The sequence below is a fragment of the Rhodopseudomonas infernalis genome (genome assembly GCF_022271405.1).
GTDB lineage: Bacteria > Pseudomonadota > Alphaproteobacteria > Rhizobiales > Xanthobacteraceae > Rhodopseudomonas > Rhodopseudomonas infernalis.
Map to the genome: position 1 here is coordinate 71,328 of NZ_JAJNAL010000010.1, position 26,185 is coordinate 97,512.

Annotated in this window: 23 protein-coding genes; 10 read left to right on the plus strand and 13 right to left on the minus strand. The window is 65.4% G+C overall.

Going from position 1 to position 26,185, the window contains the following annotated elements; all coding sequences use genetic code 11:
• Window positions 1-66: 66 nt before the first annotated feature.
• From pufM to LPW26_RS09365, 11 genes are all read right to left on the minus strand, one after another.
• A complete protein-coding gene (gene pufM, locus LPW26_RS09315; RefSeq protein WP_238734536.1) occupies window positions 67-990 on the minus strand; it encodes a photosynthetic reaction center subunit M in 924 nt (307 codons plus the stop codon).
• Between the two features lie 27 nt (window positions 991-1,017).
• On the minus strand, window positions 1,018-1,851 hold the full coding sequence (gene pufL, locus LPW26_RS09320; RefSeq protein WP_238734537.1) for a photosynthetic reaction center subunit L: 834 nt from the start codon (window positions 1,849-1,851) through the stop codon (window positions 1,018-1,020).
• Between the two features lie 131 nt (window positions 1,852-1,982).
• Entirely contained in the window at window positions 1,983-2,162 is a 180-nt protein-coding gene (pufA, locus tag LPW26_RS09325) for a light-harvesting antenna LH1, alpha subunit (protein ID WP_011442873.1), read from the minus strand.
• A gap of 15 nt (window positions 2,163-2,177) precedes the next feature.
• Complete coding sequence (gene pufB, locus LPW26_RS09330) at window positions 2,178-2,375, minus strand: light-harvesting antenna LH1, beta subunit (protein WP_238734539.1); 198 nt, start codon at window positions 2,373-2,375, stop codon at window positions 2,178-2,180.
• Window positions 2,376-2,527: 152 nt separating this feature from the next.
• The gene (locus tag LPW26_RS09335; protein ID WP_238734541.1) at window positions 2,528-2,752 is read right to left on the minus strand and encodes a hypothetical protein; all 225 of its coding nucleotides are present in this window, start codon (window positions 2,750-2,752) and stop codon (window positions 2,528-2,530) included.
• A gap of 77 nt (window positions 2,753-2,829) precedes the next feature.
• Entirely contained in the window at window positions 2,830-4,278 is a 1,449-nt protein-coding gene (bchZ, locus tag LPW26_RS09340; RefSeq protein WP_238734543.1) for a chlorophyllide a reductase subunit Z, read from the minus strand.
• Window positions 4,278-5,870: a chlorophyllide a reductase subunit Y gene (bchY, locus tag LPW26_RS09345; protein ID WP_238734545.1), complete on the minus strand. Its 1,593-nt coding sequence runs from the start codon at window positions 5,868-5,870 to the stop codon at window positions 4,278-4,280. Before bchY ends, bchZ begins: the two co-directional genes overlap by 1 nt.
• Window positions 5,871-5,895: 25 nt before the next feature.
• Window positions 5,896-6,894 carry a chlorophyllide a reductase iron protein subunit X gene (locus tag LPW26_RS09350; RefSeq protein ID WP_238734546.1) on the minus strand — a complete coding sequence of 333 codons (999 nt, stop codon included), beginning with the start codon at window positions 6,892-6,894 and terminating at the stop codon, window positions 5,896-5,898.
• The gene (gene bchC / locus LPW26_RS09355; RefSeq protein WP_238734547.1) at window positions 6,894-7,832 is read right to left on the minus strand and encodes a chlorophyll synthesis pathway protein BchC; all 939 of its coding nucleotides are present in this window, start codon (window positions 7,830-7,832) and stop codon (window positions 6,894-6,896) included. Before bchC ends, LPW26_RS09350 begins: the two co-directional genes overlap by 1 nt.
• 79 nt (window positions 7,833-7,911) lie before the next feature.
• Window positions 7,912-9,042, minus strand: a complete 1,131-nt coding sequence (locus LPW26_RS09360; RefSeq protein WP_238734549.1) for an acetylserotonin O-methyltransferase — start codon at window positions 9,040-9,042, stop codon at window positions 7,912-7,914.
• A 46-nt stretch (window positions 9,043-9,088) separates the two neighbouring features.
• Complete coding sequence (locus tag LPW26_RS09365; protein ID WP_238734551.1) at window positions 9,089-9,955, minus strand: polyprenyl synthetase family protein; 867 nt, start codon at window positions 9,953-9,955, stop codon at window positions 9,089-9,091.
• A gap of 120 nt (window positions 9,956-10,075) precedes the next feature.
• Here LPW26_RS09365 and crtD point away from each other — a divergent pair, with 120 nt between their 5' ends.
• Together crtD and LPW26_RS09375 are read left to right on the plus strand one after the other, a co-directional pair.
• Window positions 10,076-11,623: a 1-hydroxycarotenoid 3,4-desaturase CrtD gene (gene crtD, locus LPW26_RS09370; protein ID WP_238734553.1), complete on the plus strand. Its 1,548-nt coding sequence runs from the start codon at window positions 10,076-10,078 to the stop codon at window positions 11,621-11,623.
• Window positions 11,624-11,655: 32 nt separating this feature from the next.
• A complete protein-coding gene (locus tag LPW26_RS09375) occupies window positions 11,656-12,609 on the plus strand; it encodes a carotenoid 1,2-hydratase (RefSeq protein WP_238734555.1) in 954 nt (317 codons plus the stop codon).
• 84 nt (window positions 12,610-12,693) lie between these two features.
• Here LPW26_RS09375 and LPW26_RS09380 read toward each other — a convergent pair whose 3' ends face one another.
• The gene (locus tag LPW26_RS09380; protein ID WP_238734557.1) at window positions 12,694-13,716 is read right to left on the minus strand and encodes a CBS domain-containing protein; all 1,023 of its coding nucleotides are present in this window, start codon (window positions 13,714-13,716) and stop codon (window positions 12,694-12,696) included.
• Window positions 13,717-14,245: 529 nt separating this feature from the next.
• Here LPW26_RS09380 and LPW26_RS09385 point away from each other — a divergent pair.
• Window positions 14,246-14,887: a hypothetical protein gene (locus LPW26_RS09385; RefSeq protein ID WP_238734558.1), complete on the plus strand. Its 642-nt coding sequence runs from the start codon at window positions 14,246-14,248 to the stop codon at window positions 14,885-14,887.
• A gap of 288 nt (window positions 14,888-15,175) precedes the next feature.
• On the opposite strand, the gene LPW26_RS09390 is transcribed toward LPW26_RS09385, so the two are convergent.
• Window positions 15,176-16,792 (minus strand): ABC transporter substrate-binding protein, encoded by a 1,617-nt coding sequence (locus LPW26_RS09390; protein ID WP_238734560.1) that lies wholly within the window; start codon window positions 16,790-16,792, stop codon window positions 15,176-15,178.
• 263 nt (window positions 16,793-17,055) lie between these two features.
• Here LPW26_RS09390 and LPW26_RS09395 point away from each other — a divergent pair, with 263 nt between their 5' ends.
• From LPW26_RS09395 to LPW26_RS09425, 7 genes are all read left to right on the plus strand, one after another.
• A complete protein-coding gene (locus tag LPW26_RS09395) occupies window positions 17,056-18,186 on the plus strand; it encodes a M20/M25/M40 family metallo-hydrolase (protein ID WP_238734562.1) in 1,131 nt (376 codons plus the stop codon).
• A 182-nt stretch (window positions 18,187-18,368) separates the two neighbouring features.
• Window positions 18,369-19,310 carry an ABC transporter permease gene (locus LPW26_RS09400; protein WP_238734564.1) on the plus strand — a complete coding sequence of 314 codons (942 nt, stop codon included), beginning with the start codon at window positions 18,369-18,371 and terminating at the stop codon, window positions 19,308-19,310.
• A 10-nt stretch (window positions 19,311-19,320) separates the two neighbouring features.
• A complete protein-coding gene (locus LPW26_RS09405) occupies window positions 19,321-20,211 on the plus strand; it encodes an ABC transporter permease (RefSeq protein WP_238734566.1) in 891 nt (296 codons plus the stop codon).
• A gap of 208 nt (window positions 20,212-20,419) precedes the next feature.
• Complete coding sequence (locus LPW26_RS09410; protein ID WP_238734569.1) at window positions 20,420-22,072, plus strand: ABC transporter ATP-binding protein; 1,653 nt, start codon at window positions 20,420-20,422, stop codon at window positions 22,070-22,072.
• Between the two features lie 149 nt (window positions 22,073-22,221).
• Window positions 22,222-23,721 (plus strand): M81 family metallopeptidase, encoded by a 1,500-nt coding sequence (locus LPW26_RS09415; RefSeq protein WP_238734571.1) that lies wholly within the window; start codon window positions 22,222-22,224, stop codon window positions 23,719-23,721.
• A gap of 261 nt (window positions 23,722-23,982) precedes the next feature.
• A complete protein-coding gene (locus tag LPW26_RS09420) occupies window positions 23,983-24,966 on the plus strand; it encodes an alpha/beta fold hydrolase (RefSeq protein ID WP_238734573.1) in 984 nt (327 codons plus the stop codon).
• 153 nt (window positions 24,967-25,119) lie between these two features.
• Window positions 25,120-26,172 carry a hypothetical protein gene (locus tag LPW26_RS09425; RefSeq protein WP_238734575.1) on the plus strand — a complete coding sequence of 351 codons (1,053 nt, stop codon included), beginning with the start codon at window positions 25,120-25,122 and terminating at the stop codon, window positions 26,170-26,172.
• Window positions 26,173-26,185 lie beyond the last annotated feature (13 nt).

Genomic DNA, 26,185 nt, shown 5'->3' on the forward strand with positions numbered 1-26,185 from the left:
AGCGCACGCCTGATCGGTATTTTCAATCAGGCGTGCGCAATTTTCAGTCGAGAGGATCTGGCTGTCCTACCGCGGCGGAGCCAGACCGTGCTTCACGCCCCAGTCGAACCAGTTGTCGACCACCGGGCCGGTGAGGATGATGCCGATCGCACCGGTCAGCGGGCACAGCACCGCAAACCACCAGGCCCAGCGATGGATCGATTCGGCCGTCGCATTGAAGCCCATCGTCCAGCGCCAGAACAGAGCAGCGCGTTCAAGAGCAGTACCACGATCGAGCATCTGCTCGATTTCGCGCTCGCCGCCGTAGCGGCTCACCGCCAGAATGGTCGCACCATGCATGGCGAACAGCAGAGCCGAGCCGTACAGGAAGGCGATCGAGAGGCAGTGGAAGGGGTTGTAGTACAGGTTGCCGTACTTGATCGAGAAGTTGTTGGTCCAGTCGAGGTGCGGGAAGATGCCGAACGGCGGCGCTTCGCTGAACGTGCCCATCAGCACCGGCTGGATGAAGCCGAGCGACAGATAGAGCAGGATCGCCGAGGCGAACGCCCACGACACGTGGGTGCCCATGCCGAGCGCCCGCGAGCGGCGATAGGTGCGAACCCACCACAGCGCGATCGACACGGTGAGGAAGAAGCCGGCCATCAGCCACCAGCCGCCTTCCTTGAGCGGCGGAATGGAAAGACCGTATTCCGGCTTCGGCGGCTCGAGCGCCAGCCAGCAGAACTGGCGCAGGAATTCGATCGGGCTCCAGTCCACCGACGCCAGCATATTGAGGCCGATGATCTCGATCGCGACGAACCCGCAGAGCAGCGAGCACACACCGGTGAACCCGAGATAGATGGGACCGACCTGCGCGTCGCCGATTTTGCCGAGCCAGTAGTTGAACGTCGTCTGGGTCTCGCGGGCTGAGCTGCCGGGTCTTAGCGGCACCCCCGCATAGGCAGGTCCTTCAACCTGGACCTGCGTGAAGATGTTCTGATATTGGGCCATGACAAGACTCTCTTGTGACCGGTTGAATTACTGATTCCAGATCGGCAGGTTGCGCCACCAGTTCCACCAATCCGGCCACGAACCACCTTCGGCGAGCACAGGGCCGCTGAGGATCATGCAGACCGCACTGAAGAACACGGCAGCCAGCGCCAGGAACAGACCGAGGCGATGAATGCCGATGGTGCCGATCGAGTAACCGACCAGATCACGGAAGATGGTGTTCTCATGCTCGGGCGACTTCACCGGCTCGCCGCGGTCCGGATTGAGGGCCGAGAGAACCAGAGCGCCATGCAGCGCCAGCGCCAGACAGGTCGTGAAGAAGAACGTGATCGCGATCATGTGCGCGGGATTGTAGTGGAACTGGCCGTAGGCGTAGCCGGTGTTCGACACCCAATCGAGATGCGTGAAGATGCCGTAGGGGAAGCCGTAGCTCCACGAACCCATCAGCACCGGACGGATCACCACCAGGGTGAGATAGGCGAAGATCGCGAAGCTGAAGGCGAACGGGACGTGATAGCCGATGCCGAGCTTGCGGCAGATCTCGACTTCACGCAGCGCCCAGGACACGAAGGCGCCGGTCGCGAAGATCGAGACCCACTGCCAGATGCCACCCTCGGCGAGAGGTGCGAAGCCCAAGCCGTATTTGGCGTCCGGCGGGTTGACGCTGATCTGCCAAAGATTCCAGGTCGGGCCGAGCGCGGTATTCCAAACGATCAGCGCGATCCCGAGTAGAGCGCAGAACACCGTCGCGACGCCGAAGAAACCGACATAGAACGGGCCGACCCAGAAATCGAACAGGTCGCCTCCGATTAGCGTTCCGCCACGAACGCGGTATTTTTTCTCAAAACTGAGCATTGCCATCGATCGTTCCTCCGCGAGCGCGCCAGGGAAAATCCATCGTAGTGATCCGGTCCAGGTAGCTTCCCGGAAGCGGACGGGCCCGGCAGATGGGTCCGTTTCCCGCCCGTTCCGGCAAGCAATTCATCATGCCGTTAGACGGGCATGCTGGTGTAGGTCTGAGAGATCTCAGCCGTCTTCTTCGGGCCGTCCAGCCAGTTGAAACGGCTGGTGCTCAGCAGGATGAAGTGGATGATGATGGCCAGGCCGAACAGGAACACGAACAGCAGGACCAGCGCGCGACGCGGATCAAACAGCAACCAAATTCGCCACATGATAGTCGTCTCCCCTTAGCACAGATACGAAGTCAGCTGATGGACAGTGTCCATCGCGTAGCCGGTGGCCTTCGGCAGCCACGGACGCCACATCCAAGCGAGGATGTGAGCAACAACCGCGACCACGATGAAGAGAAAGAAGCTGGTCACGAAGATCGAGTGGAATTCCTTGGCTTCCGCTTCGGAAAGTCCCGAGATGGAACCGTCACTCATTTGGTACACCTCCTAGTGATGGCCTTTCGGCCGACTCGCCGCCCTAGGGTGGGCGGCAACCAATGCCGTATCGTTTCCGAAACGACAGCGAGTTACCGTTTCGTTTCCGAGAACGGCAGTGTTCCGTCCGGCGAAGCCGGACGAAATTCGAATTACATGCCCATGAACGACGAGGTCACCAGAACGCTCGCGGCGTTGTGGGCCTCGCTGAACACGGATTGATTCTGTCCGTTCTGTTTGCGCCAAGGCAGCGCCCGCGTGACGATCGCACGAAGCAGAAACAGCGCGTAGCACGCCCAGAACATCAGTTTGGATTCGATCGCAGCGTTATCTGGTAGGACCCGCGAGCGACGGCCGGTGTAGACGTAATCGGACATCGATCATCTCCTCACTCTGGGATTGCGCATATTTGGTCGCGACATCGTGAACCGCATTGTTCTAGCTCAAATCTTCGTTATGCCGTTTGGCCATCGAGCAGCGCGGCACGTGCTTTGCTGACGAATTCCGTCGTAACTTTCTCCTGCCCGGCGCGGCGCGCGCTGTTTTCCGCCGCGTCGCGCAAGCGCTTCGCCGCCGAAATACGTACCAACACCGGATGAGATTCGAGGACTTCGTCGAGCAGGGCTTTCGCCTCGTCGCTCCACAGCAATTCTTCGTGGCGCCGCGCGGGAGTGGGATCCACCCGATCGAGATCGCTGCCGAGCGGCAGGATGTTGAACAGCGCGTCGAACAGCGCATTGCAGACTTCCTGCACCAGATAGGTGGCGCCGGAGTAGCCCATGAACGGCGTCCCGGTATGGCGGCGGATCACCGCGCCAGGGAACGACGCCGGGATGTAGATCGCACGGCCACCGGCCTCGGCCAGGTACATGCGCTCGTTGTAGCTGCCAAACATGATCAGCGGCGGCGTCTGCCGGATCGCCGCACGTACGGCCTCGTTGTCCGGCTTCACGCCGGCCTTTCGCGAGAACGCAAAGGTGCACGGCAGGCCCATCTCCTCTTCGAGGAAGTGCCGCACGCCGCGCGCATAGGTATCGGTCGCTACGATCGCGAAACTGGCGGTGCCAAAGAAGTCCTGCGTCACCGAGCGCCACAGATCCCACAGCGGCTTGATCGTGGTGTTCTTCTCGCGCTCGATGAACGGCTCCGGGTCGAGCCCGGTGAGCTCGCCGAGCTTGCGCAGGAAACGCGTGGTCGAATGCAGCCCGATCGGCGCCTGCAGATACGGCCGCTCCAGCAATTCGCACACCAGCCGGCCAAACTCGCGATACATGCAGACGTTAACGTCGGCGTTCACCAGTTTGGGAATCTCGGCGAGATGGGTGCCGAGCGGGAACACCATGTTGACCTCGGCGCCGATGCCTTCGATCAGGCGGCGGATCTCGGCGAGGTCCGACGGCATATTGAAGGTGCCGTAGATCGGGCCGATGATGTTGACGCGCGGCTTCTCGCCCTCCTTGCGGTGGCGCTCAGGGACCTTCTTGGGTCCGTATTCTTTCCACAGCCAGGCGATTGCACGGTCGGCGCTCTGCCATTGATCCTCGTCGATCGTCCGCGGCAGGAAGCGCTTGATGCCGGTGCCTTCCGGCGTGACGCCGCCGCCGATCATTTCGGCGATCGACCCGGTCACCACGACGGCCGGCAGAAACGGATCGAGCGCACGGTGCGCCCGCTTCATCGCTCCTTCGGTGCCGGTCTTGCCGAGTTCGTCCTCGCCGAGGCCGGTGACGACGATCGGCAATTCGTGCGGCGGCAGCGCGTCGGTGTAGTGCAGCACCGAGGTCACCGGCAGGTTTTCGCAGCCGACCGGGCCGTCGATGATGACCTGCAGACCCTTCACCGCGGTGAAGGCATAGACGGCGCCCCAATAGCCGCCGGCGCGATCGTGATCGAGAACAAGCATCAGATCATCTCCTCCGCCTTGCGCTTCTTGGCTGCGGCTTCGATCTGCTTGCGATATTTGTCGCGGAACGCCGGGTAGTCCTTCGGGGTCGATTCCCAGACGCCGGCGGCGTGACCCTGCCCGACGTCGCCGAAGAACTCTTTCATTTCGTCGAAGCGCGCCTGATTAGCGAGGGCCGCGTTGACCACGTGTGCGAGCGAGCCGGCGCCGGCGACGCCGAACAGCGGCCGCGCCGAAATCAGATTGGTGAAGTACAAAGACGGGATCGCCATCGTCTTGGCCTTCTGCACCACCGGGGTGGTGCCGATCGCAAGATCCGGACGGAATTCCTCGACCGCCGCGAAGTCCTGCTCCAGCGAGGCGCGGTACTGCACCCGCACGCCCTTGGCCTCGAGCCATTCGCGGTCGAGCTCGGACCACGGCGTGCGTGGCACGGCGGTGCCGACATAAGGCACACGCGCGCCGCTTTCGATCAACAGCCGCGCCACCAGCAACTCGGAGCCTTCGTAACCCGACACGGTGATCCGCGCGTCGATCGGCTTGGCGGCGAGCGCGGCCTTGATGGCCGGCAGGAAACGGTTCTTGGCCGCATCGATGTTGTCGCGCGACACGTTGCAGGCGGTGCCGATCGCTTCCAGCCAGGTCTCGGTGCCGTCGTGACCGACCGGCCCGGAGCCGACGACCTTGCGGCCGGCGAGTTCGAACTGACGGATGCTGGCTTTGTAGAACGGGTGGATCGCGGCGACGACCTGGCAATCGAGCGCCGCATAGAGCTCGCGCCATTCGCGGGTCGGAACAACCGGACCTGCCGCCAGACCGAGCGGCTCGAGCATCATGTTGATGCCGACCGGATCGGCCGGAAACATTTCGCCGAGCAGCGTGACGGTCGGGCGCTCGCTGCGGCCGCCGCGCGGCGCCTGCACCGGCCCCTGCTCGGCTTCCTTGCGGGCATATTCCAGCATCGCGCCGGCCAGCACGTCCTTGGCCTCGGCATGGGTCGGCACGCCGAAGCCCGGCACGTCGATGCCGATGATGCGGACGCCGTTGATCTCGTTCGGCAGCAGATCGAGCGGCACGCCCGACGCGGTCGGCACGCAGAGATTGGTGATGATGATGGTGTCGTACTGCTCGGGGTCGGCGAGCTTGTACACAGCCTCGCGGATATCCTCGAACAGCTTGCCGGTGACCAGCGTCTCGGACGAGAACGGCACGTAGCCGACGGTGCGGCGCGCGCCATAAAAATGCGACACGAAGGTCAGGCCGTACACGCAGCACGCCGAACCGGACAGGATCGTCGCGGTGCGGCGCATCCGCAGGCCGACGCGCAACGACCCGAACGCCGGGCACATGCTCTGCGGCTGATCGTGCGGCCCTTTCGGGTAGTCTTCGGCGTAACGCTCGAGCAGTTCGCTCTTGCCCGCGGCCTCGGCCGCGGCCTTCATTTCCGCCGCGCCGGCATGACAGCCGAGCCCGTCCGTTTTGGTCGCGGCGACGTCGATCGCGGCGGCGCCATCCGCCATGGCGTCGCCATCGGCTGGATCCGTAACGATCGATTCGCCGATGGGACCTGAATAGCGAGACATGACGTTCATGGCGGACTCCCGGACACGCTGTGGATCAAACCGCGTCGTAGATCACTTCGAGCGACGGCTTGTTCATCACTGCGGCGCCGCACATGTCTTCCATGGTGGCGGGCAACAGCACGACGTCGCGCCCGGTGATGTCGCTGGAGAACAGCCCGAGCAGACCGTCCTGGGTGAGCGGCTTCGGCCGCACCGGCGGCGCGATCCTGACGTTCTCGGCGAGGGTCGCGAACAACGGCCCCCACTCCCCGCTGGGAAGGCCGATGATCTCGTAATTCGCGCTCTTCTTGCGGATACCATCGTCGGCGGGAATTGCCGCAAGCACCGGAATGCCCGCGATCTCGGCGAAAGCCTGCGCCTCGCCGGTACCGTCGTCCTTGTTGATCACCATGCCGGCGACGCCGACATTGCCGCCGAGCTTGCGGAAGTACTCGACCGCCGAGCAGACGTTGTTGGCGACGTACAGCGACTGCAGGTCGTTGGAGGCGACGATGATCACCTTCTGGCACATGTCACGGGCGATCGGCAGGCCGAAGCCGCCGCACACCACGTCGCCGAGGAAGTCGAGCAGCACGTAGTCGAAGCCCCATTCGTGGAAGCCGAGCTTCTCCAGCGTCTCGAAGCCGTGGATGATGCCGCGGCCGCCGCAGCCGCGGCCGACTTCCGGCCCGCCCAATTCCATCGCGAACACGCCGTCACGCTTGAAGCAGACGTCGCTGATGGTGACTTCTTCGCCGGCGAGCTTTTTCTTCGACGAGGTCTCGATGATCGTCGGGGTGGCCTTGCCACCGAACAGCAGCGATGTGGTGTCGCTCTTCGGATCGCAGCCGATCAGCAGCACCTTCTTGCCCTGCTGCGCCATCATGTAGCTGAGGTTGGCGAGCGTGAAGCTCTTGCCGATGCCGCCCTTGCCGTAGATCGCGATGATCTGGGTTTCTTTGGTGACGGGAGTCGTCACCGGGGCATCGGGTTCAATCGACGCCTCGGCCCGGAGTTGTGCGTCTTGCAGGCGGATCTGCGGAACGACGTTCATCAGCTCGGTCTCCAGTTCAAAACCATTTTGAGGCAGGCGGGGTCTTCGAAAGCGATCCGATAGGCGTCGGGGGCCGACGCCGCCTTCTGGTGGTGCGTGATCAATCCGTCGAGCGAGAGCTTGCCGCTGTCGATCAGCGCCTTGGTGGCGACGATGTCCGGCGGCTGCCATTCCGCCGCGATCCGGATCCGGGCTTCGCGCATGAAGGCCGGCGGAAATGCGAAGGACAGCGGCTCGCTGTAGAAGCCAGCGAGCACGATCTCTCCGGTCGCCGCGATGCGCGAAATCAAAACGTCGAGGAGTTTGGGGTCGCCGCTGACGTCGTAGATGCTACGATAGTCGCGTCGCTCGTCGGTTTCGGGGTCGATCACCGCATAACCATCGGCGCCGCCGCTACGGATCGGGTTCTTCTCCCACACCGTCGGCGGCGGATTGCCCAGCGCGACCGAGATCCGCGCCAGCAGCCGGCCGAGCACGCCGTGACCGACGATGCAGTCCGGCGGCGTCGCGCCGCGCGCGGCGATGGCATGGTATGCGGTTGCGGCAAGGGCGATCAGAATACCGCGCTCACCCAGTTGCTGATCGAGCGGCACGACGCGCTTGGCGGGGACAACAAGCCGCGAAGCCGAGGCACCGAACAAGCCGCGGACTTCGCCGAAGCACTTCGCGCCCGGCACGAACACCATCTGGCCCGGCTGCAAGCCTGTCGCGGCACCAGCCTCGACCACTTCGCCGACCGACTCGTACCCCGGCACCAGCGGATAGCCCATTCCGGGGAATGGCGGCATCCGGCCGGACCACAACAGCCTCTCGGTCCCGGTGCTGACACCGCTCCAGGCAACATCGACAACGACGTCGTCGGCCGTCGGCGCCGTGAGGCTGAGGCGACTGAGTTCGACGTGTTGTGGCTGCTTGAGTACGACCGCGATGGTGTCCATCGCTTACTCCAAATCCAGGCGGCAAAGTCCCGCCGATGGAGTGTCAGAGTAAACTGACGGACCGCAGTGTCAAGCTAGATTAACACATCGGTCGCTTGATTGCGGTAATTACGGAAGCCACCATCGGCATCGGGACCGCATGCAACCGGATGTCATCGAAGCCGGCGTCGCCCAGCATCGCCTGCAGGCGCGCGAAGGTGCGGCCCTGCCCGGTGCCCATGGCGCGCAGGTAAACGGCAAAATAGGCGTCGGCGCTGGATTCCCGCCCGGACGGACCGGCAAGCGGCTCGGCGATCAGCAGTTTTCCGTTATCGGGCAAGGCCTTATGCACCGCGCGCAGCAGTGCATCGACGACATCGTCGTCGTGATCATGGACGATGCGGACCAGCGAAACGATGTCGGCGCCCTCGGGCAGAGGATCGTCGCGGAAGCTGCCGCCGATCGCGGTGGCACGGCCGGCCAGCCCGTTGGCCTGAAACCGCTCGGCCGCTTTGGCGGCGACCGCCGGCAGATCGAACAGCATCACCCGCAGCTCGGGCGTCTGCGCCGCGACCGCGGACAGGAAGGAGCCGTCGCCGCCGCCGACGTCGAGCAGACAGCGGTGATCCTTGAACGACACCACGTGCAGGACTTCGCGGGCGATCATCGGTTGCGAGGCGGCCATCAACGCGGTGTAGGGCAACACCTGATCGGGACCGAGTTCGGCCGCGCCCTCGCCGCGCACATAGGCCCAATACGCCGCGAGTTCTCCGCCACCGCGCGGGCCGCGCAGCACGGCGAGCGGATCGGCGAGGTCGCGGTACAGCATCGCGTGGTGTTCGACCAAAGCGAGCACGCCCGGGTTGCCGCACAGTTCGGCGCCGAGCTGGCCGAGGCCGTAACGCCCGCCGCTGCGCGGCTGCACCAGCTTGAGCGCGGTCGCGGCTTCGAGCAGCAGCTGCATCGAGTCGCGGGACAGAGAGAGCCGCGCCGCGAGCTCATCGACGCTCGCGGGCCGCTCGCGCAGCACATCGAACAGCCGCAGCTGCACGCAGGCGAGCAGGATCTGGGAGTAGACAAAGCCGGCGACGACATCGAACATCGCCACGGCACGGCGCCGCGCCACCATTCGCGTCAGTGGAAAAACCGCGGCAAACCGCTGAAACCGCGGACTCGACAGGATCGTATCGCGCCAGCCGAGAAGCCGGTCGCTCAGGCTGAAGGAACTCATCACTCCTGCTACCACCGGCTGGCCCGGAAGGCCAAGCCGGCTTGCCTCACGCCGCAGTCGCGGCGAGCTTGGCCGGCACCAGCCGCGTCGCTTCCGACATGATCAGCGAGCGCAGTTCGTTGCCGTTGGAGCAGGGCGGCATCGCGTCCACCGCGCCGCGCACCAGCGACTTCAGGTGATAGATGGCGCCATCGATGCCCATTTCGCGCACCGCGCTGGGGCGATCATGCGCGATATCCTGGCCGACCGGCTTGCCGATCTCTTCCTCGTCGGCGGCGGCATCGCGCAGATCGTCGGCGACCTGATAGGCCTCGCCGATCTTCTCGCCGACCATCCGCCACGGTTCAGGATCGGCGCCGGCCGAGGCCGCACCGGCGGCGGTCGCGGCGACGAACAGCGCGCCGGTCTTGGAGCGGTGATAATGTGCGAGATTGATCTCGGACTCGCATTCCCAAGCCTGCCCGGCGACGATGCCGAACGGCACGCCGACTGCGCTGCCGATGATCTGGGTCAACTTGAGCAGCCGCTCGGGCTGGCAAGACACCTGAGCGATCGACTGGAACGCCAGCACGATCAGCGCGTCGCCGGTGAGTACGGCGAGCGGCTCGCCGAAAGCCTTGTGGACAGAGGGGCGGCCGCGGCGCAGATCGGCGCCGTCGAAACAGGGGAGATCGTCGTGCACCAGCGAGGCGCAGTGCATCAATTCGAGGGCGGCGCCGGCAGCTGCGGTGGCGGCCGGATTGTCCTCACCGCAGGCCGCCGCGACGCTGTGGCAAAGTCGTGGCCGCACCCGCGCGCCACGCGGGAACACAGCGCTGCGCATCGCGGCCGCAAGCCGGGGCGGACACCCCGCAAGGTCCGCCTGGTTGAGGGCGTCGGTGAGAGCGCGCTCGATCCGGCTGGTCACGTCCATGGCAGACTCCCGCTCAAAGGCAGCAAGCGTCAATTTAACTTGTCATCGGCAAGTGTAAGTTATTATGGACACCTGTCAATGACATGGCGCAATGACACTTAAGGCGGAGTGAGAACCGGCATGAGGGACCTGACCGCACGGAATCGGGTGGTGATCGTCGGCGCCGGCGTGGCCGGCCTGACCTCCGCCATCGCCCTGGCCGCACGCGGTCTGGACGTCACTGTGGTCGAGCGCGCCGCGGCGCCCGGCGGAAAGATACGCGAGGTCGGGATCGGCGCCGCGCGGATCGACAGCGGCCCGACCGTCTTCACGATGCGCTGGGTGTTCGAAGAATTATTCGCCAATGCCGGCCTGAATTTCTCGGACCACGTCAGGCTCCGCCCACTGTCGGTGCTGGCCCGGCACGCCTGGGACGATCGCGCGCGGCTCGATCTGTTCGCCGACGAAGCCCGCTCGGTCGACGCGATCGGCGCTTTCGCCGGCGCCGCGGAGGCGCAGCGCTACAAGCAATTCTGCGCCGACAGCCGGCGGATTTATCAGATCCTGGAGAAGCCGTTCCTGCGCGCCACCGCGCCGAGCCTGCCCGGCCTCGCCACCGCCAACGGCCTCGGCGGCCTGCTCGAACTACGCAAGATCCGGCCATTCACCAAGATGTGGACCGCGCTCGGCGATTACTTCAAGGATCCGCGCCTGCGGCAACTTTTCGGCCGCTACGCGACCTATTGCGGTTCGTCGCCGTTCGAAGCGCCGGCGACGCTGATGCTGGTGGCGCATGTCGAGCAGCAGGGCGTCTGGATCATCGAGGGCGGCATGCACGCGCTGGCGCGCGCGCTGGCCGATTGCGCCAGCAAGCTCGGCACCAGCATCCACTACGAACAGGAGGTGCGCGAGATCATGGTCTCGGGCGGCCGCGCCGCCGGCGTGATCCTGGCGAATGGCGACCGCATCGAAGCCTCGTCGGTGATCGTCAATGCCGACGTCGGTGCCCTGCCCGCCGGCCTGTTCGGCCAACTCGTGCAGCGCGCGGCGGCGCCGATCGCGCCGAAGCTGCGCTCGCTCTCGGCCATGACCTGGAGCATGGTGGCGAAGACCGGGGGTTTTCCGCTCAGTCGGCATTCGGTGTTCTTCTCACGCGACTACGCGCGCGAGTTCACCGATATCTTCGAGCGCGGCGAAGTGCCGGCCGAACCCACCGTCTATGTCTGCGGCCAGGATCGCATCGACGACACGGCCATGCTCGGCGATAGCGGCGAAGAAGAGCTGCTAGTGCTGGTCAACGCGCCGCCGATCGGCGATCGCAAGCGCTTCGACCAGGATGAAATCGCGCGGGTGACTGAACGGACCTTCGCCGTGCTCGAACGCTGCGGCCTGCGCATGGAAGCACAGCCCGACAAGACGCAAGTGACGACGCCGGAGGATTTCAACCGGCTGTTTCCGGCGACCGGCGGCGCGCTGTACGGCCGCGCCTCGCACGGCTGGAGCGCCTCGTTCGAACGCCCCGGCGCACGAACCAAAGTTCCCGGCCTGTATCTCGCCGGCGGCAGTACGCATCCCGGCCCCGGCGTGCCGATGGCCGGCCTGTCGGGCCGCGCCGCCGCGACCAGCCTGCTCGCCGATCTCGACGCCGAGGCGCAGCGGTTGAAGCCGGCTGCGTCCAAAACCACCTGAACCGTCACGAGCTAGAGTGTAGATCTGTCCTGATGATTGCCTGGCCCAACGAGACCGACGAACGCCGCGCCGGATTCAACCTCGACGTTCCGCCGAACGGCTACGCCTGGTGGTACGTCGACGCGATCAGCGACGACGGCCGCGAAGGCCTCACCATCATCGCCTTCATCGGCAGCGTGTTTTCGCCCTACTACGCGTTCGCCCGCCGCAGCGGCACGGCCGATCCGCTGAACCACTGCGCCATCAACGTCGCGCTGTATCACCAAGACAGCAAACGCTGGACCATGACCGAACGCTCGCGCCGCAAGGTCGCGCGCAATCGCGGCTCGTTCCTGATCGGCCCCAGCGATCTCGGCTGGGACGGCCGGGCGCTGACCATCAACATCAACGAGCTGAGCGCCCCGATCCCCGGCCGGATCAAGGGCCGCGTCCGCGTCATCCCGCAGGTGGTGACCAAGAACTACTTCGTGCTGAACGAAAACGGCAATCACCGCTGGTGGCCGATCGCGCCGCGCTCGCGGATCGAGGTGACGCTCGACCAGCCGAAGCTGTCCTGGCAGGGCGAGGCCTATCTCGACACGAATGCCGGAGACGCCCCGATCGAGACCGGTTTCACGCATTGGGAATGGGCCCGCGGCGCGCTGCGCGACAAGACCGCGATCCTGTACGAAGCCGAACGCCGCGACGGCAGCCGCCTCGACCTCGCCATCACGTTCGACGCCCAGGGCAACATGGAGCGCTTCGCCCAGCCGCCTTTGCTCCCCCTGCCCCGCTCCGGCTGGCGCATTGACCGCAACGCCCGCAGCGAAGCGAATGCGCGTGTCGTCCGCACCGTCGAAGACACCCCGTTCTACGCCCGCTCGATGATCGAAACCACGCTGCTCGGCGAACGCGTCACGCTGATGCACGAAAGCCTGTCGCTGGATCGCTTCAAGATGCCGGTGGTGCAGGCGATGCTGCCGTTTCGGATGCCGCGCAGGACGTGAAGCGCTGCGCTTCGATGGTGGCCGAGTGATCAGTAGCCGATGCATGGCACGGACGGAGGACGGGGTTCAGGCCTTTGCCGCGTTTCAATCCTCGTGCCTGGCCCAGCTCAGAAACAGCCCGATGTCGCCGGGGATTCCGTCGGGGAAGTCGACGACGCGGGCGGTCAGCGAGAAGCCGCGGGGGCGGAGTTCGGCCTTCCAGCGCAGATAGATGTCGGCCGCCATCCCGCGCAGTGTCGACGGCCATTCCGGATCTGGCGCGTTGATGGCGCGGCCATGATCGGTGCATAGCTCCGAGGGAAAGCGCAGCAGCAGAAACTCGACCTCGCCTTTCTTGGCGATCGCGCGGGCGGTGTGCAGCATGTGTTCCCACGCCTCGTCGGTGAGATGCGTCGCCAGCATCTGGCTAGCCTGGCGATGATGCTGTTCCTCGGCGATCCGCTTGGCTTCGCGCCGCTCCTGCTCTTCGTGGCGCTCGTGCTCGACGCCGAGTGCCTGAAAGGCCGACGCGGATAGTTGATCGGCGGCGGGATCATGCGGCGGCGGCGGCGCGGCGGACTGACCGCGGCGCGACAGCGCCTCGAGCTGATCCGACGCCACCGGCCGCAAGCTCCCGTCGTCGTGAACGGGATCATGCGGATGGGGATGGGGATGGGGATGAGGACCCGCCAGCGTCTTCAGCAGATCGGCGCGGCTGACGATGCCGACAACGCGGCCGTCGCGCAGCACCGGCACCCGCTTGATGTTCTTCTCGTACAGAAGATCGGCGATCTCGGCGACCGGGACATTGTCGTCGACGGTCAACACCGGCGATACCATGATCTGCGCAGCGGTGCGGTGATCGGACTTTAGGAATTGCAGATAGTCCGGATGAACGTCACCGCCTTCGGACAGCATCTGCAGCCACCAATCGCGGCGTGCTTCGCGGGCGGTCTCGTTACGCGGCATCAGATCGCCTTCGCTGATGATACCGAGCGGCGCGCCGGCCGCGTCGACCACCGGCACCGCGCTGATGCCGTGGGTCAGCAAGGTCTCCGCTACCGCACGCACGGACGCATCCGGTTGCACCGTCACGATCCTGGTGGTCATCACGTCGGCTGCTTTCATGTTCACTCCTTGATCGGATCGCGCTTTCCCGTCATCGCGCGGTCACATCGTTCCGCGCGATTGCCCCGCATCCTAGCTGCGGATTCGATCAGTTTGACGAAATCGGACCTGCGAACGGCGCAGTGGAGCTCGGCGCGAGGGGCCGGACATGGCAGCGTCCGCAGCGAAATCGCCGGAAGTTCTGCGACTTTGGCAGCGGTCGGGCGGGTCGTTAGAGAAAGTTAAACCGCTTCACGTCAGGCTGGCGTTTGATCTGGATCACGAAATCGGAACCCTCCCCGGGGGAGGCGGATTAACGGAGGACAGACAAACGCCGCCGAAGGGAGGCTGCGGGCAGAACCGCCCCGCCGTATCCCGCCAATGACGCGGCGGAAGGGGCTATGATACACATCACTCACGGCCGCGAGGGTTTTGATTTGCCTCAACGAAGCCCTGCAGGTGCGTGTTCTTTTGATTTTCGACAATGCAGTTAGCGGCCGGCAGCTTCTATACACGCCCGCGCGCATGGCACGGATGGAAAGACATTGACATGGAGTATCTCTCCGCGATCGGGACGCTGCTGATAGTGATGATCTTCGGCGGCGGCCTCGTGATAGTTGCCTATCTGGCGTTCGATGACATGCGTGCGCGCGGGCTGTCCTGGAACGGCGGCTCTTTCCCCGTCTCCATGACGTCGCTGACGGAGCGGCTGAAGGGGGTGCCGGCAGGGCCGGCGATCGTCGCGGCCGCCATCGTGGTCGGCGCCTTCGTGGTTTATACAGCTGCCGGCAGCATGGACCGGGCCCCGGCCCCCGCTGTGACGGCGGAAGAAAGTGCAGCGCCGGCCGAAGCCGCCGCTCCGACAGCCGCTCCCACAGCCGCAAACGTGGCTGCCGCGCCGGCGGCAGAGAAGCCGGCCGCTGCGCCTGTCGCTGCCGCGCCGTCGCAGGGCGCGGCGAATGCGATGGCCAGCATGGCGACGCCGGGCGCGGTGCGCACCGTCACCTCGTCGAGCTGCAGCTCGGATGGCTGCCCGGTGTCGTGCAGCGCCGAGGAAACGCTGGCCTCTGCCTATTGCATCAGCGGCGGCGCCGCGCGCCTGGCCGATCAGTTGCAGGTCAAGGATGGCGCCGTGACGGCCCGCTGCAGCCCCAGCGCCAGCAGCATCTCGGTCGCCTGCGCCCGCAAGTAATCCGTTTCGCCCTCGGCGACCTGAAGCCCGGCCTCGCGCCGGGCTTTTTGTTTTCAGCCGGTCGCACGACCCTCCCCGTCATTGCGAGGAGGCGCAACCGGACGTAGCAATCCAGCACTGGGCTGTGGACTGCTTCGCTGCGCTCGCTATGACGGGGGGAGACGCTCCCCCTCCACCAGGCGTCCCGAAGCCAATCCCCGACAGCACTTCGCCGTCCCGCGGGGCCGGAACGGCGAAGGTCGGACTGGTGATGTGGTCGTCGCGGCGACGGGGCCTCCGCGGCCTCGCCTAGTCCTTCTTCTCGATGTTCCAGAACACCGGAGTCGCCGGTCCATCGAGGACGCCGGTGAGTTCGTTGCGCCAGACGCTCGGCGCCTTGTACTGGCCGAGCGGGATGTACAGCACCTGATCGTAGACTTCCTTCTGGATCTCCTCGGCGAGCTTCTTCTGCTCCTCCGGTGACGTCGAGCGGGCGAACTTGTCGCGCAGCGCTTCGACCTTGGGGTCGTCCGGCCAGCCGAACCAGCCGCCGTTCTTGCCCTTGCCGCCGGTCGACACGTTGGCGACCGGATTAAGAATGTCGGGGCCGGCCCAATTGGTGAAGAACATATTCCAGCCACCGTCCTTGGGTGGCTTCTGGCTGGCGCGCCGCGTCACCACGGTCTGCCAGTCGGTCGCCTGGAAATCGACCTTGAAGCCGGCCTCGCGCAGCAGCTGCGCGGCGACGATCGGCTGAGCCTTCAGCGAGCCGACATCGCCGGGCGCCATCAGCGCGATCGGCGTGCCGTCGTAGCCGGACTCGGCGAGCAGCTTCTTGGCCTCGGCCATGCCGTTGCCCTTCACCAGAGTCTCGGAGCCGACATCGGTGGCGAGCGGAGTATCACAGCCGAACACGGCGCCGCACACTTTGTAGTAGTCGGGATTGCCGACCAGCGCGTCGAGCACCGGCTTCTGGCTCATCGCCAGGAACGCGGCGCGGCGAATCTTGACGTTGTCGAACGGCGGATACAGGAAGTTCATCCGGCCGAGCGTCTGGAAGCCGAGCGGACTGAGAGTATGGATCGTCAGTTCCTTATCCTGCTTGAGCACCGGCAGGATGTCGAACGACGGCGCCTCGACGAAGTCGATATCACCCGACTGCAGCGCGTTGATCGCGGTCTGGCCGTCCGGCATCGTGATCCATTCGACGCGGTCGACCTTTACGACCTTGCCGCCCGAAGTCCAGCTCGGCGGCTCCTTGCGCGGCACGTAGTCGGTGTTCTTGACGTACACCGCCTTGACGCCCGGCTGGAATTCGGCAGCGACGAATTTGAACGGACCTGAACCGATCTGCTCGGGGATCGCCTTGTCGGCCGGCGTCTCGGCGATGCGCTTCGGCATCATGAACGGCACCAGCGACGACGGCTTGCCGATCGACTCCAGCACCAGGCCGTAGGGCTCCTTCAGCTTCAGCGTGATGGTCTTCGCATCGGTCGCCTCGAGGCTGGCCGTGAAGTCCATCAGCTTCTGGCCCATGCCGTCCTTCTGGCCCCAGCGCTTCAGCGAGGCGACGCAGTCTTCCGCCGTCACCGGCGTGCCGTCGTGCCACTTCAATCCGTCGCGCAGCGTGAAGGTGTAGGTCAGCTTGTCGTCGGAGACTTTGAAGTCCGCCATCTGCGGCTGGACCTTGAACTTGGAATCCATCGCCAGCAGCGTATCGTAGACCATGTAGCCGTGATCGCGCGTGATGTAGGCGGTGGTCAGACCCGGATCGATCACGCGCAGATCGGAATGCATCACCGCATGAATGGTCTTGGTCTGGGCATCGGCGATCGCCGGAAGCGTCAGCGAAGCTGCGAGCGCGAGCGCCGGCAGCAGGAATTTGGACGCAGCTACTGAACGCAGCCGATGCGACCTGTGCAACATTCGATGTTCTCCTGGCGTGAAACTGATCATTCGCAGATGATTGCTTAGGCAGGACGACAGACAAGGCGGCAAGTCATCGCGCGCTGATGCGCCGTTATTGCGCGTTGCAGCACTACGACTACCAAGACTTGCACCAAGCGTGCCAAGCGTCAATCTGTTCGCAGTGGGCAATCGAGGTGCGCCATGCGCAAGGTCGCGCATGTTTCACTTTACAAATGCGCCTGCACTGTTTCTCGTAGCAGCGTCCCAAACGTGAGTACGACATGAACCCTGCCAATTTGCCGTTCGATTCCGAGACGATGCTGCAAGGCCTGCGCGCGTGGGTTGAGTGCGAAAGTCCGACCTGGGACAAGTCCGCGGTCGAACGCATGCTCGATCTTGCGGCGCGGGACATGGCGATCATGGGCGCATCGATCGAGCGCATTGCCGGACGGCAGGGCTTTGCGGGCTGCGTGCGCGCCCGTTTTCCGCATCCGCGAATGGGCGAGCCGGGCATCCTGATCGCCGGTCATCTCGACACCGTGCACCCTATCGGCACCATTGAGAAGCTTCCGTTTCGCCGCGAGGGCAACAAGGCGTTCGGGCCCGGCATCTTCGACATGAAGGGCGGAAACTATCTGACGCTCGAGGCAATCCGCCAGCTGGCGCGCGCATCGTTCACCACGCCGCTGCCGATCACAGTGCTATTCACCCCGGACGAGGAAGTCGGTACGCCATCGACCCGTGACATCATCGAGGCCGAGGCGGCGCGGAACAAATATGTGCTGGTGCCGGAACCGGGCCGGCCCGACAACGGCGTCGTCACCGGCCGCTACGCGATCGCGCGCTTCAACCTCACCGCCACCGGCAAGCCCAGCCACGCCGGCGCGACGCTTTCGTCGGGCCGCTCCGCGATCCGCGAGATGGCACGGCAGATCCTGGCGATCGACGCGATGACCGGCGAGGATTGCACCTTCAGCGTCGGCATCGTGCACGGCGGCCAATGGGTGAATTGCGTCGCCACCACCTGCACGGGCGAAGCACTCAGCATGGCCAAGCGGCAGGCCGATCTCGACCGAGGCGTCGAGCGAATGCTGGCGCTGAGCGGCAGCAGCAACGACGTCGCCTTCGACGTCAGCCGCGGCGTGACGCGTCCGGTGTGGGAGCCGGACGCCGGCACGATGGCGCTTTACGACAAGGCCTATGCGGTCGCTGCGCAGATGGGTGTCAGTCTGCCGCACGGCAGTGCGGGCGGCGGCTCCGACGGCAACTTCACCGGCGCGATGGGGATTCCGACGCTCGACGGTCTCGGCGTGCGCGGCGCCGATGCGCACACGCTGAACGAGCATATCGACGTCGACAGCCTGGCCGAACGCGGACGCTTGATGGCCGGACTGCTCGCGACACTCGAATGATGCGACGATCCCTATCCCGCGTCAGCAGCCAGGATTCCATCGCATGTTTCATGGCATGGGACTTGCTCATTGATCCGCTGCGAAACTTGCTCAATCCGCATACGGACCCAAGGCGATATGACGAACAGCATCACGCGGATAAACTCAGCTAATCGGCAGCTTGCCACAATCGCGGAGCGTCGATGCTCGGCTATCTGATCCGCCGCATTCTTGCGGCCATTCCGGTGATGGGCGTGGTCGCGCTCGTCGTGTTTCTGCTGCTGCGGCTGACGCCCGGCGATCCCGCCGCGATCCTTGCCGGCGACAACGCCTCTCCCGAACAACTCGCCCGCATTCGCGCCTCGCTCGGCCTCAACGAGCCGCTCTACACGCAGTTCTTCAGCTGGATCGGCAAGCTGCTGCACGGCGATCTCGGTGTTTCGCTGATCTCGCAGGTGCCCGTGCTGCAGATGATCAGCCAGCGCATCGAACCGACGCTGAGCGTCGCGATCTCCACCATCATTCTGTCGATCCTGGTCGCAGTGCCGCTCGGCGTGATCGCCGCGTGGAGGCACGGCACCTGGATCGACCGCTTCGTGATGGGCCTGTCGGTGATCGGCTTCTCGGTGCCGGTATTCGTGATCGGCTACGTGCTGATCCAGATCTTCGCCATCGAGCTGCGCTGGTTCCCGGTGCAGGGTTTCCGCACGATGTCGCGCGGCTTCGGCCCGTTCTTCGAGCGGCTGGTGCTGCCGACGCTGACGCTGTCCTTCATCTACATCGCGCTGATCGCCCGCATGACGCGCGCGGCGATGCTCGATGTGCTGGGCGAGGACTATGTCCGCACCGCGCGCGCCAAGGGCATCACCGAAAGCCGCGTGCTGCTGCGCCACGCGCTGCGTAATGCTGCGGTGCCGGTGATCACCGTCATCGGCACCGGCTTCGCGCTGCTGATCTCCGGCGTCGTCGTCACCGAAAGCGTGTTCAACCTGCCCGGCATCGGCCGCCTCACCGTCGACGCGGTGCTGGCGCGTGACTACCCGGTGATCCAGGGCATGATCCTGCTCACCTCCGGCATCTACGTGGCCGTCAACCTGTTGATCGACGTGGCCTACACGCTGCTCGATCCGCGCATCAGATATTAGGGGCGCAGCGATGGCCATCGACAGCCTCCCCGAATCCTCGATGCCGGTGACCCGGCCGTTCGGCCAGAAATTCGGATTTCTCTACTCCAGCCCGATCATCGCCGCGGCGTCGATCTGCCTGGCGCTGGTGGTCGCCTCGGCGATCTTCGCGCCGTGGCTGGCGCCGCACGATCCGTTGCTGCTCGCCCCGGCGCAGCGGCTGAAGCCGTCGAGCGCCGAGTTTCTGCTCGGCACCGATGCGTATGGCCGCGACGTGCTGTCCCGGATTCTCTACGGCGGCCGCGTCTCGCTGCTGATCGGCCTCGGCGCCGCAGTGGTGAGCATCGCGATCGGCCTGGTCGTCGGACTGTTGTCCGGCTTCTTCAAATGGCTCGACGCCATCATCATGCGATTGATGGACGGCCTGATGGCGATCCCCAGCATCCTGCTGGCGATCGCCGTGGTGTCGCTGTCGGGCGCGAGCCTGACCACCGTGCTGATCGCCATCACCATCCCGGAGATCCCGCGCGTCGCGCGGCTGGTGCGCTCAGTGGTGCTGACGGCGCGCGAGGAGCCTTACGTCGAGGCCGCGATCTCGCTCGGCTCCAGCCTGCCCAAGATCATGGCGCGGCACCTGCTGCCGAACACGATCGCGCCGCTGATCGTGCAGGGCACCTACATCGCCGCGTCGGCGATCCTCACCGAAGCGATCCTGTCGTTCCTCGGCGCCGGCATCAGCCCGGAAACGCCGACCTGGGGCAACATCATGGCCGAGGGCCGCACCCTGTTCCAGGTCAAGCCGTCGCTGATCTTCTGGCCCGGCGTGCTGCTGTCGATCGCGATCCTCAGCGTCAATTTGATCGGCGACGCCGCCCGCGACGCGCTCGATCCGCGGATGAAACAGCGCGAGGGGTCGCGATGAGTGGGCCAGTTCTACACACACAGCGCTCACCTCTCCCCGCGTGCGGGGAGAGGTCGACAGGCTTCGCGCAGCGAAGGCTGTCGGGTGAGGGGGCGCCTCACCAGGGCCGAGCTGCTGGGCTGCGTGGAGACGCCCCCTCTCCCCGCACGCGGGGAGAGGGAGCGCGCCGTGCTCGGCGTTCGTCATTGCGTGCAGATTCGAGGTCCACATGACCGACAACGTTCTCGAAATCGACAACCTCGTCGTGCGGCTCGGCAAGAGCGGCGATGGCGACAAGGTGATCGACGGGATCTCGCTCAGCGTGCGGCCGGGCGAGACGATGTGCCTGGTGGGCGAAAGCGGCTCCGGTAAATCGGTGACCTCGCTCGCCACCATGGGTTTGCTGCCGAAGGGCGCGCTGCACGCTTCAAACGGGCAGATCCGCCTCGCCGGCGAGAATGTGCTCGCCGCCAGCGAACGGCGGTTGCGGCAGCTGCGCGCCAGCCAGATGGCGATGATCTTCCAGGAGCCGATGACGGCGCTCAACCCGGTGGTGCCGGTCGGCAAGCAGATCGACGAGGTGCTGCGTTTCCACACCGATCTGGGCGCGCGCGAGCGGCGGCGGCGCATCCTCGACATGATGGAGCAGGTCCGCCTGCCCGACGTCGAGCGCATCTTCGCGTCCTATCCGCATCGCCTGTCCGGCGGTCAGCGCCAGCGCATCATGATCGCGATGGCGCTGGTTCTCGAACCCAAGCTGCTGATCGCCGACGAGCCGACCACCGCGCTCGACGTCACCACCCAGAAGCAGATCCTGACGCTGATCCGCGACTTGCAGCACGCGCACGGCACCGCGGTGCTGTTCATCACCCACGACATGGGCGTGGTCGCCGAGATCGCCGACCGCGTCGCGGTGATGCGGACCGGACGGCTGGTCGAGACCGGCGCACTCGACACCGTGCTGCGGCAGCCGACGATGGACTACACCCGCAAGCTGCTGTCGGCGGTACCGAGCCTGGTGCCGCGCGCGCCGCGCGCAGCGACCGGCACGCCGGTGGTGCTGGAAGCCAACGAGCTCGGCAAGGTTTATCGCGAGCGCTCCTTGTTCGGCGGCCGCCGCGAAGTGGTGGCCGCAAAGGACGTGACGCTGACGCTGCACAAGGGCCGCACGCTCGGCATCGTCGGCGAAAGCGGCTCGGGCAAATCGACGGTGGCGCGCTGCATCGTGCGGCTGATCGATCCGACCTCGGGCGGCATCCGCCTCGCCGGCCGAGAGATCTCGGAGCTGTCGCGGCGGCTGCTGCGGCCGCACCGCAAGAAGATCCAGATCATCTTCCAGGATCCGTATCGCTCGCTCAATCCTCGCGTCAGCGTCGGCGAGAGCATCGCCGAGGGTCCGATCAACTACGGCATGCCGCATGCCGAGGCGATGGCCAAGGCGCGGCAATTGCTCGAACTGGTGGGTCTGCCGGCGGATGCGATCTCGCGCTTCCCGCATCAGTTCTCCGGCGGCCAGCGCCAGCGCATCGCCATCGCCCGCGCGCTGGCGCTCGATCCCGACGTGCTGGTGGCCGACGAAGCGGTGTCGGCGCTCGACGTCTCGGTGCAGGCGCAGGTGCTCGACCTGCTCGCCGAGATCCAGACCCGGCTCGGCATCGCGCTCTTGTTCATCACCCACGATCTGCGCGTCGCCGCACAGATCTGCGACGACGTCGCGGTGATGGAGAAAGGCCGCGTCGTCGAACAGGGCCCGGCCGCCGAAGTGCTCACCAATCCGAAGCAGGCCTATACCCGCCAACTGCTCGAAGCCGCCCCCGGCCGCGGCTGGGATTTCGCGAATTTCCGGCCGGTGAACGAAGCGCCTGCCGCGATGGTGAGCTAAGCATCCACCCCTCCCCGCGTCATTCCGGGGCGTGCGTAGCGCGAGCCCGGACTCCAGAACCACCGCCAGGGGATATGGATTCCGGGCCTGCGCCCCAAGAGGGCGCATCCCGGAATGACGACAACTAAGTCATCATGAGAGATCTACAAATGACCCGTATCGCCGTCGGCGGCTTTCTGCACGAGACCAACACCTTTGCGCCCACCAAGGCGACGTGGGAGGCGTTCGTGCACGGCGGGGGCTGGCCGGCGATGACGATGGGGGCCGATGTGCTGAAGGTGATGCGCGGCATCAATGTCGGGCTTGCCGGCTTCGTCGAGGAAGCCGAAGCCAACGGCTGGGAGCTGATCCCGACCATCGCCTGCGGCGCCAGCCCCTCGGCGCATGTCACCAAGGACGCGTTCGAGCGCGTCGTGAACGAGATGATCGACGGCATCGCGAGCGCCGGCCCTCTCGATGCGGTGTATCTCGATCTTCATGGCGCGATGGTGACCGAACATCTCGACGACGGCGAAGGCGAGATCCTGGCCCGCGTGCGTGACGTGATAGGCCCCGACCTGCCGCTGGTGGTCAGCCTCGATCTCCACGCCAATGTCACGCCGCGCATGGTCGAACACGCCGACGCGCTGATCGCGTACCGCACCTATCCGCATGTCGACATGGCCGACACCGGCCGCGCCTCTGCCAAACATTTGGCGCTGCTGCTGAGCAGCGGACAGAAATTCGCCAAGGCGTTTCGGCAACTGCCGTTCCTGATTCCGATCTCGTGGCAATGCACCTTCGACGAGCCGACCAAAGGCATCTACGCCAAGCTGGCCGCGCTGCAGAGCGAGGCGGTGCCGACACTGTCGTTCGCGCCGGGCTTCCCGGCCGCGGACTTCCCCGACTGCGGCGCCTCGGTCTTCGCCTATGGCCGCACCCAGGCCGATGCCGACGAGGCCGCCGACAAGCTCGCCGCTCTGGTGATCGGGCACGAGAACGATTTCGACGGGCCGATCTATTCACCCGACGACGGCGTGCGGCTGGCGATGGAGTTGGCCAAGACCGCGACCAGGCCGGTGATCATCGCCGACACCCAGGACAATCCCGGCGCCGGCGGCGATTCCGACACCACCGGCATGCTGCGCGCGCTGGTGCGCAACGACGCGCAGCGCGCCGCGATCGGCGTCATTTACGATCCCGCCTCGGCGCAGGCCGCGCACGATGCCGGCGTCGGCGCCACGGTGCAGCTCGCACTCGGCGGCAAGTCCGGCATCGCCGGCGACGCGCCCTATGAAGCAAACTTTGTGGTCGATCAATTGTCGGACGGCCGCTTTGTCGCGCCCGGCCCGTATTACGGCGGACGCGTCATGGAGATGGGGCCGTCGGCCTGCCTGCGCATCGGTGACGTCCGCGTCGTGGTGTCGTCGCACAAGGCGCAGCTCGCCGACCAGGCGATGTATCGCTATGTCGGCATCGAGCCGACCGCGCAGGCGATCCTGGTAGTGAAAAGCTCGGTGCATTTCCGCGCCGACTTCCAACCGATCGCCGAGCGGCTGCTGATCTGCGCCGCGCCCGGCGCCATGCCGGCCGATCCCGCATCGCTGCCCTGGAGGCGATTGCGCCCCGGCGTCCGCATCAAGCCGAACGGCCCGCCATTCGCAGGCTGATGAGTCGTAGCGCGTGCGCCGATCGATCGCCGCACGCCGCGCATTTCAACGTCATCGGTTGACGTCACGCGCGGCTGACTCTTCGCGTGCCAAACAAGACACAAATAACTAAGCATGCGCGATCACGTGGCGCCTGCTTATATACGCGAATACCATTTCTCCAATTAGTTCCCTTCTGCGCAGACATGATTGGAACGGATCAGGTTCCATTTCATTTGCCTTGCATTCATTCGCGCCAAGGCGACGCAAAGGGGATCGCAAATGTCCGTCACCAACAGCGAAATCATCGACCAGACCAGGGCACGGCAGACCCATGCAAGGTCCAGCCTCGCCAATCCGGTCGGCGGCACACGAACAGACATCGCCACCACCGTGGGACGGCTCGCGACCTACTCGCTCGGCTTTGCGGCGAGCGAAGAGACGACGCGACCGCTGCTGCTGATTCACAGCGTCAATGCCGCAGGCTCGGCGTTCGAGATCAAGACGCTGTATGATCACTACGCCAAATATCGCCCGGTGCATGCCGTCGACCTGCCCGGCTTCGGTCAGTCCGATCGCGACGATCGCGAATACACCGCTCGGATGATGACTGACGCGGTGCATGCCGCCATCGCGCGGGTGCAGGAGCTGCACGGGCCGCAGCCGATCGACGTAATGGCGCTATCGCTCTCGTGCGAATTCGCCGCACGCGCCGCAGCCGAGAAGCCGGAGGCCTTTCACACGCTCGGCCTGATCAGCCCAACCGGCTTCGAAGGCAAGGCGCGCGACGAGCACGTGCCGACCACACGCGGCCAGGGCTGGCTGCTCGGCACGTTGCGCTTCAAGCTGTGGGACGAAGGTTTCTTCAAGCTGCTGACGGCACGCCCGGTGATCCGGAAATTCCTGGAAAAAGCCTGGGGTTCGAAGAAGATCGACGAATCGATGCTGGACTACGACTACCATACTACCCACCAGCCCGGCGCGCGCTACGCCCCGTACTACTTCGTGGCCGGCTACATGTTCAGCAAGGACATCCTGAGCGTCTACGAATCGCTGCGGCTGCCGGTCTGGATGGCGTATGGCACCCGCGGCGACTTCGTCGACTATCGGCACAAGAGCCGCGTCGCAGGCCGGTCCAACTGGACCATCCAGCAATTCGACGCCGGCGCGATGATGCACTTCGAAATTCTCGACCAGGTGGTACGGTCATACGACCGGTTTATCGCAGTGTCAGAGCGAGCTGACGCACCTGTCCTGACCGCCTGACAAACACCGGAGCGCCGCACGAGGATGTGAAGCGGCGCTCCCTGTGATCACTACACGGATTCTGTTTTCGGGTTGCAAACGTCAATACGAGCACTGTTAACTGACAATGCAAATCATGTGATCCGACTCTCCCTGCGGAGGTGTTGAACGAGAATGAACTACGCAAGCCTCCTCACCGGCTCGGCCGGACTCGACACACCGCCGGCGCATCCGCTCACTCACCATGAGATCCTGACGCTCGTGCAGCCGTTCACGCGGCGTGACCTCCACGTCGATCTCGCAGCCACCGACCGCGTCAACCGGCGGCTGGTCTTCAAGCCGGTCTCGCATCACGAAGACGGGGTCGGCGGGATCGATGCGCAGGAAGTGCTGCAGCTCGACAATCCCCGCCCCGGCTACAGCATCCTCACCCGCACGCTGACGCTCGGCAGCGGGCTCTGCGCAACGCTCGAAACGCAAGGCGAAGATCCGCGCGTGCTGTTGGCGCGGATCGAGACGATGCGGCCGCACCAGCAATTCCGCTCCGTCGACGGCACCATCGTGGCGCTGAACTATCGCCTGGCGCCGCGCGCCGGCGCAAAGGGATATGATCCGGCAGCGGTCGACCGCGAGCTGCTGCGCGGCGAAGCGCGCATTGCCGGCTTCACCATCGTGCTGCGCACGCCGCAGGTCCGTGGCTATCCGGCCGAGATCGACATCACGCCGCCGGCAGCCGACGTCAAGTTGCCGGAGGATCTGCTCGCGGTGATGGGCTGGGCGTGGTCCCCACTGCGCCGCAGCAAGGCCGGCTGGAGCGGCAAGCTGAAGGCACGCGGTAGCGGCGCGGAGCTGAGCCGCACGATCGAGGCACGGTTCGAGCAGGCCATCGCGCATCTCGCCCGCACGCTGTCGCAGCCGCCGGCCGCCTTCCACGCCACTCAGGTGCGCGCCCGGTGGGGCGTGGCGCTGCGCCGCGCACTGCCGCTGCTGTTCTTCGGCAGCCTGATCGTGGGCGCGGCCGGGCTGACGCTGGTGGATATTCCGCAGGACTCGATCTTCAACCTGCTGCTGATGGGCGCGCCGCCGCTGCTGATGATCGGCGCATTCGGGATGCGTGACATCCCGTCGATGGAGATTCCGCCGCTGCCGCGCCGCATCGATCACCCCGCGTGGCATCCGCAAGCCGAGACCGCGGCGCCGCCCAGTCTCGACGTTCAGACGACCTAACCGAGGACCCGAT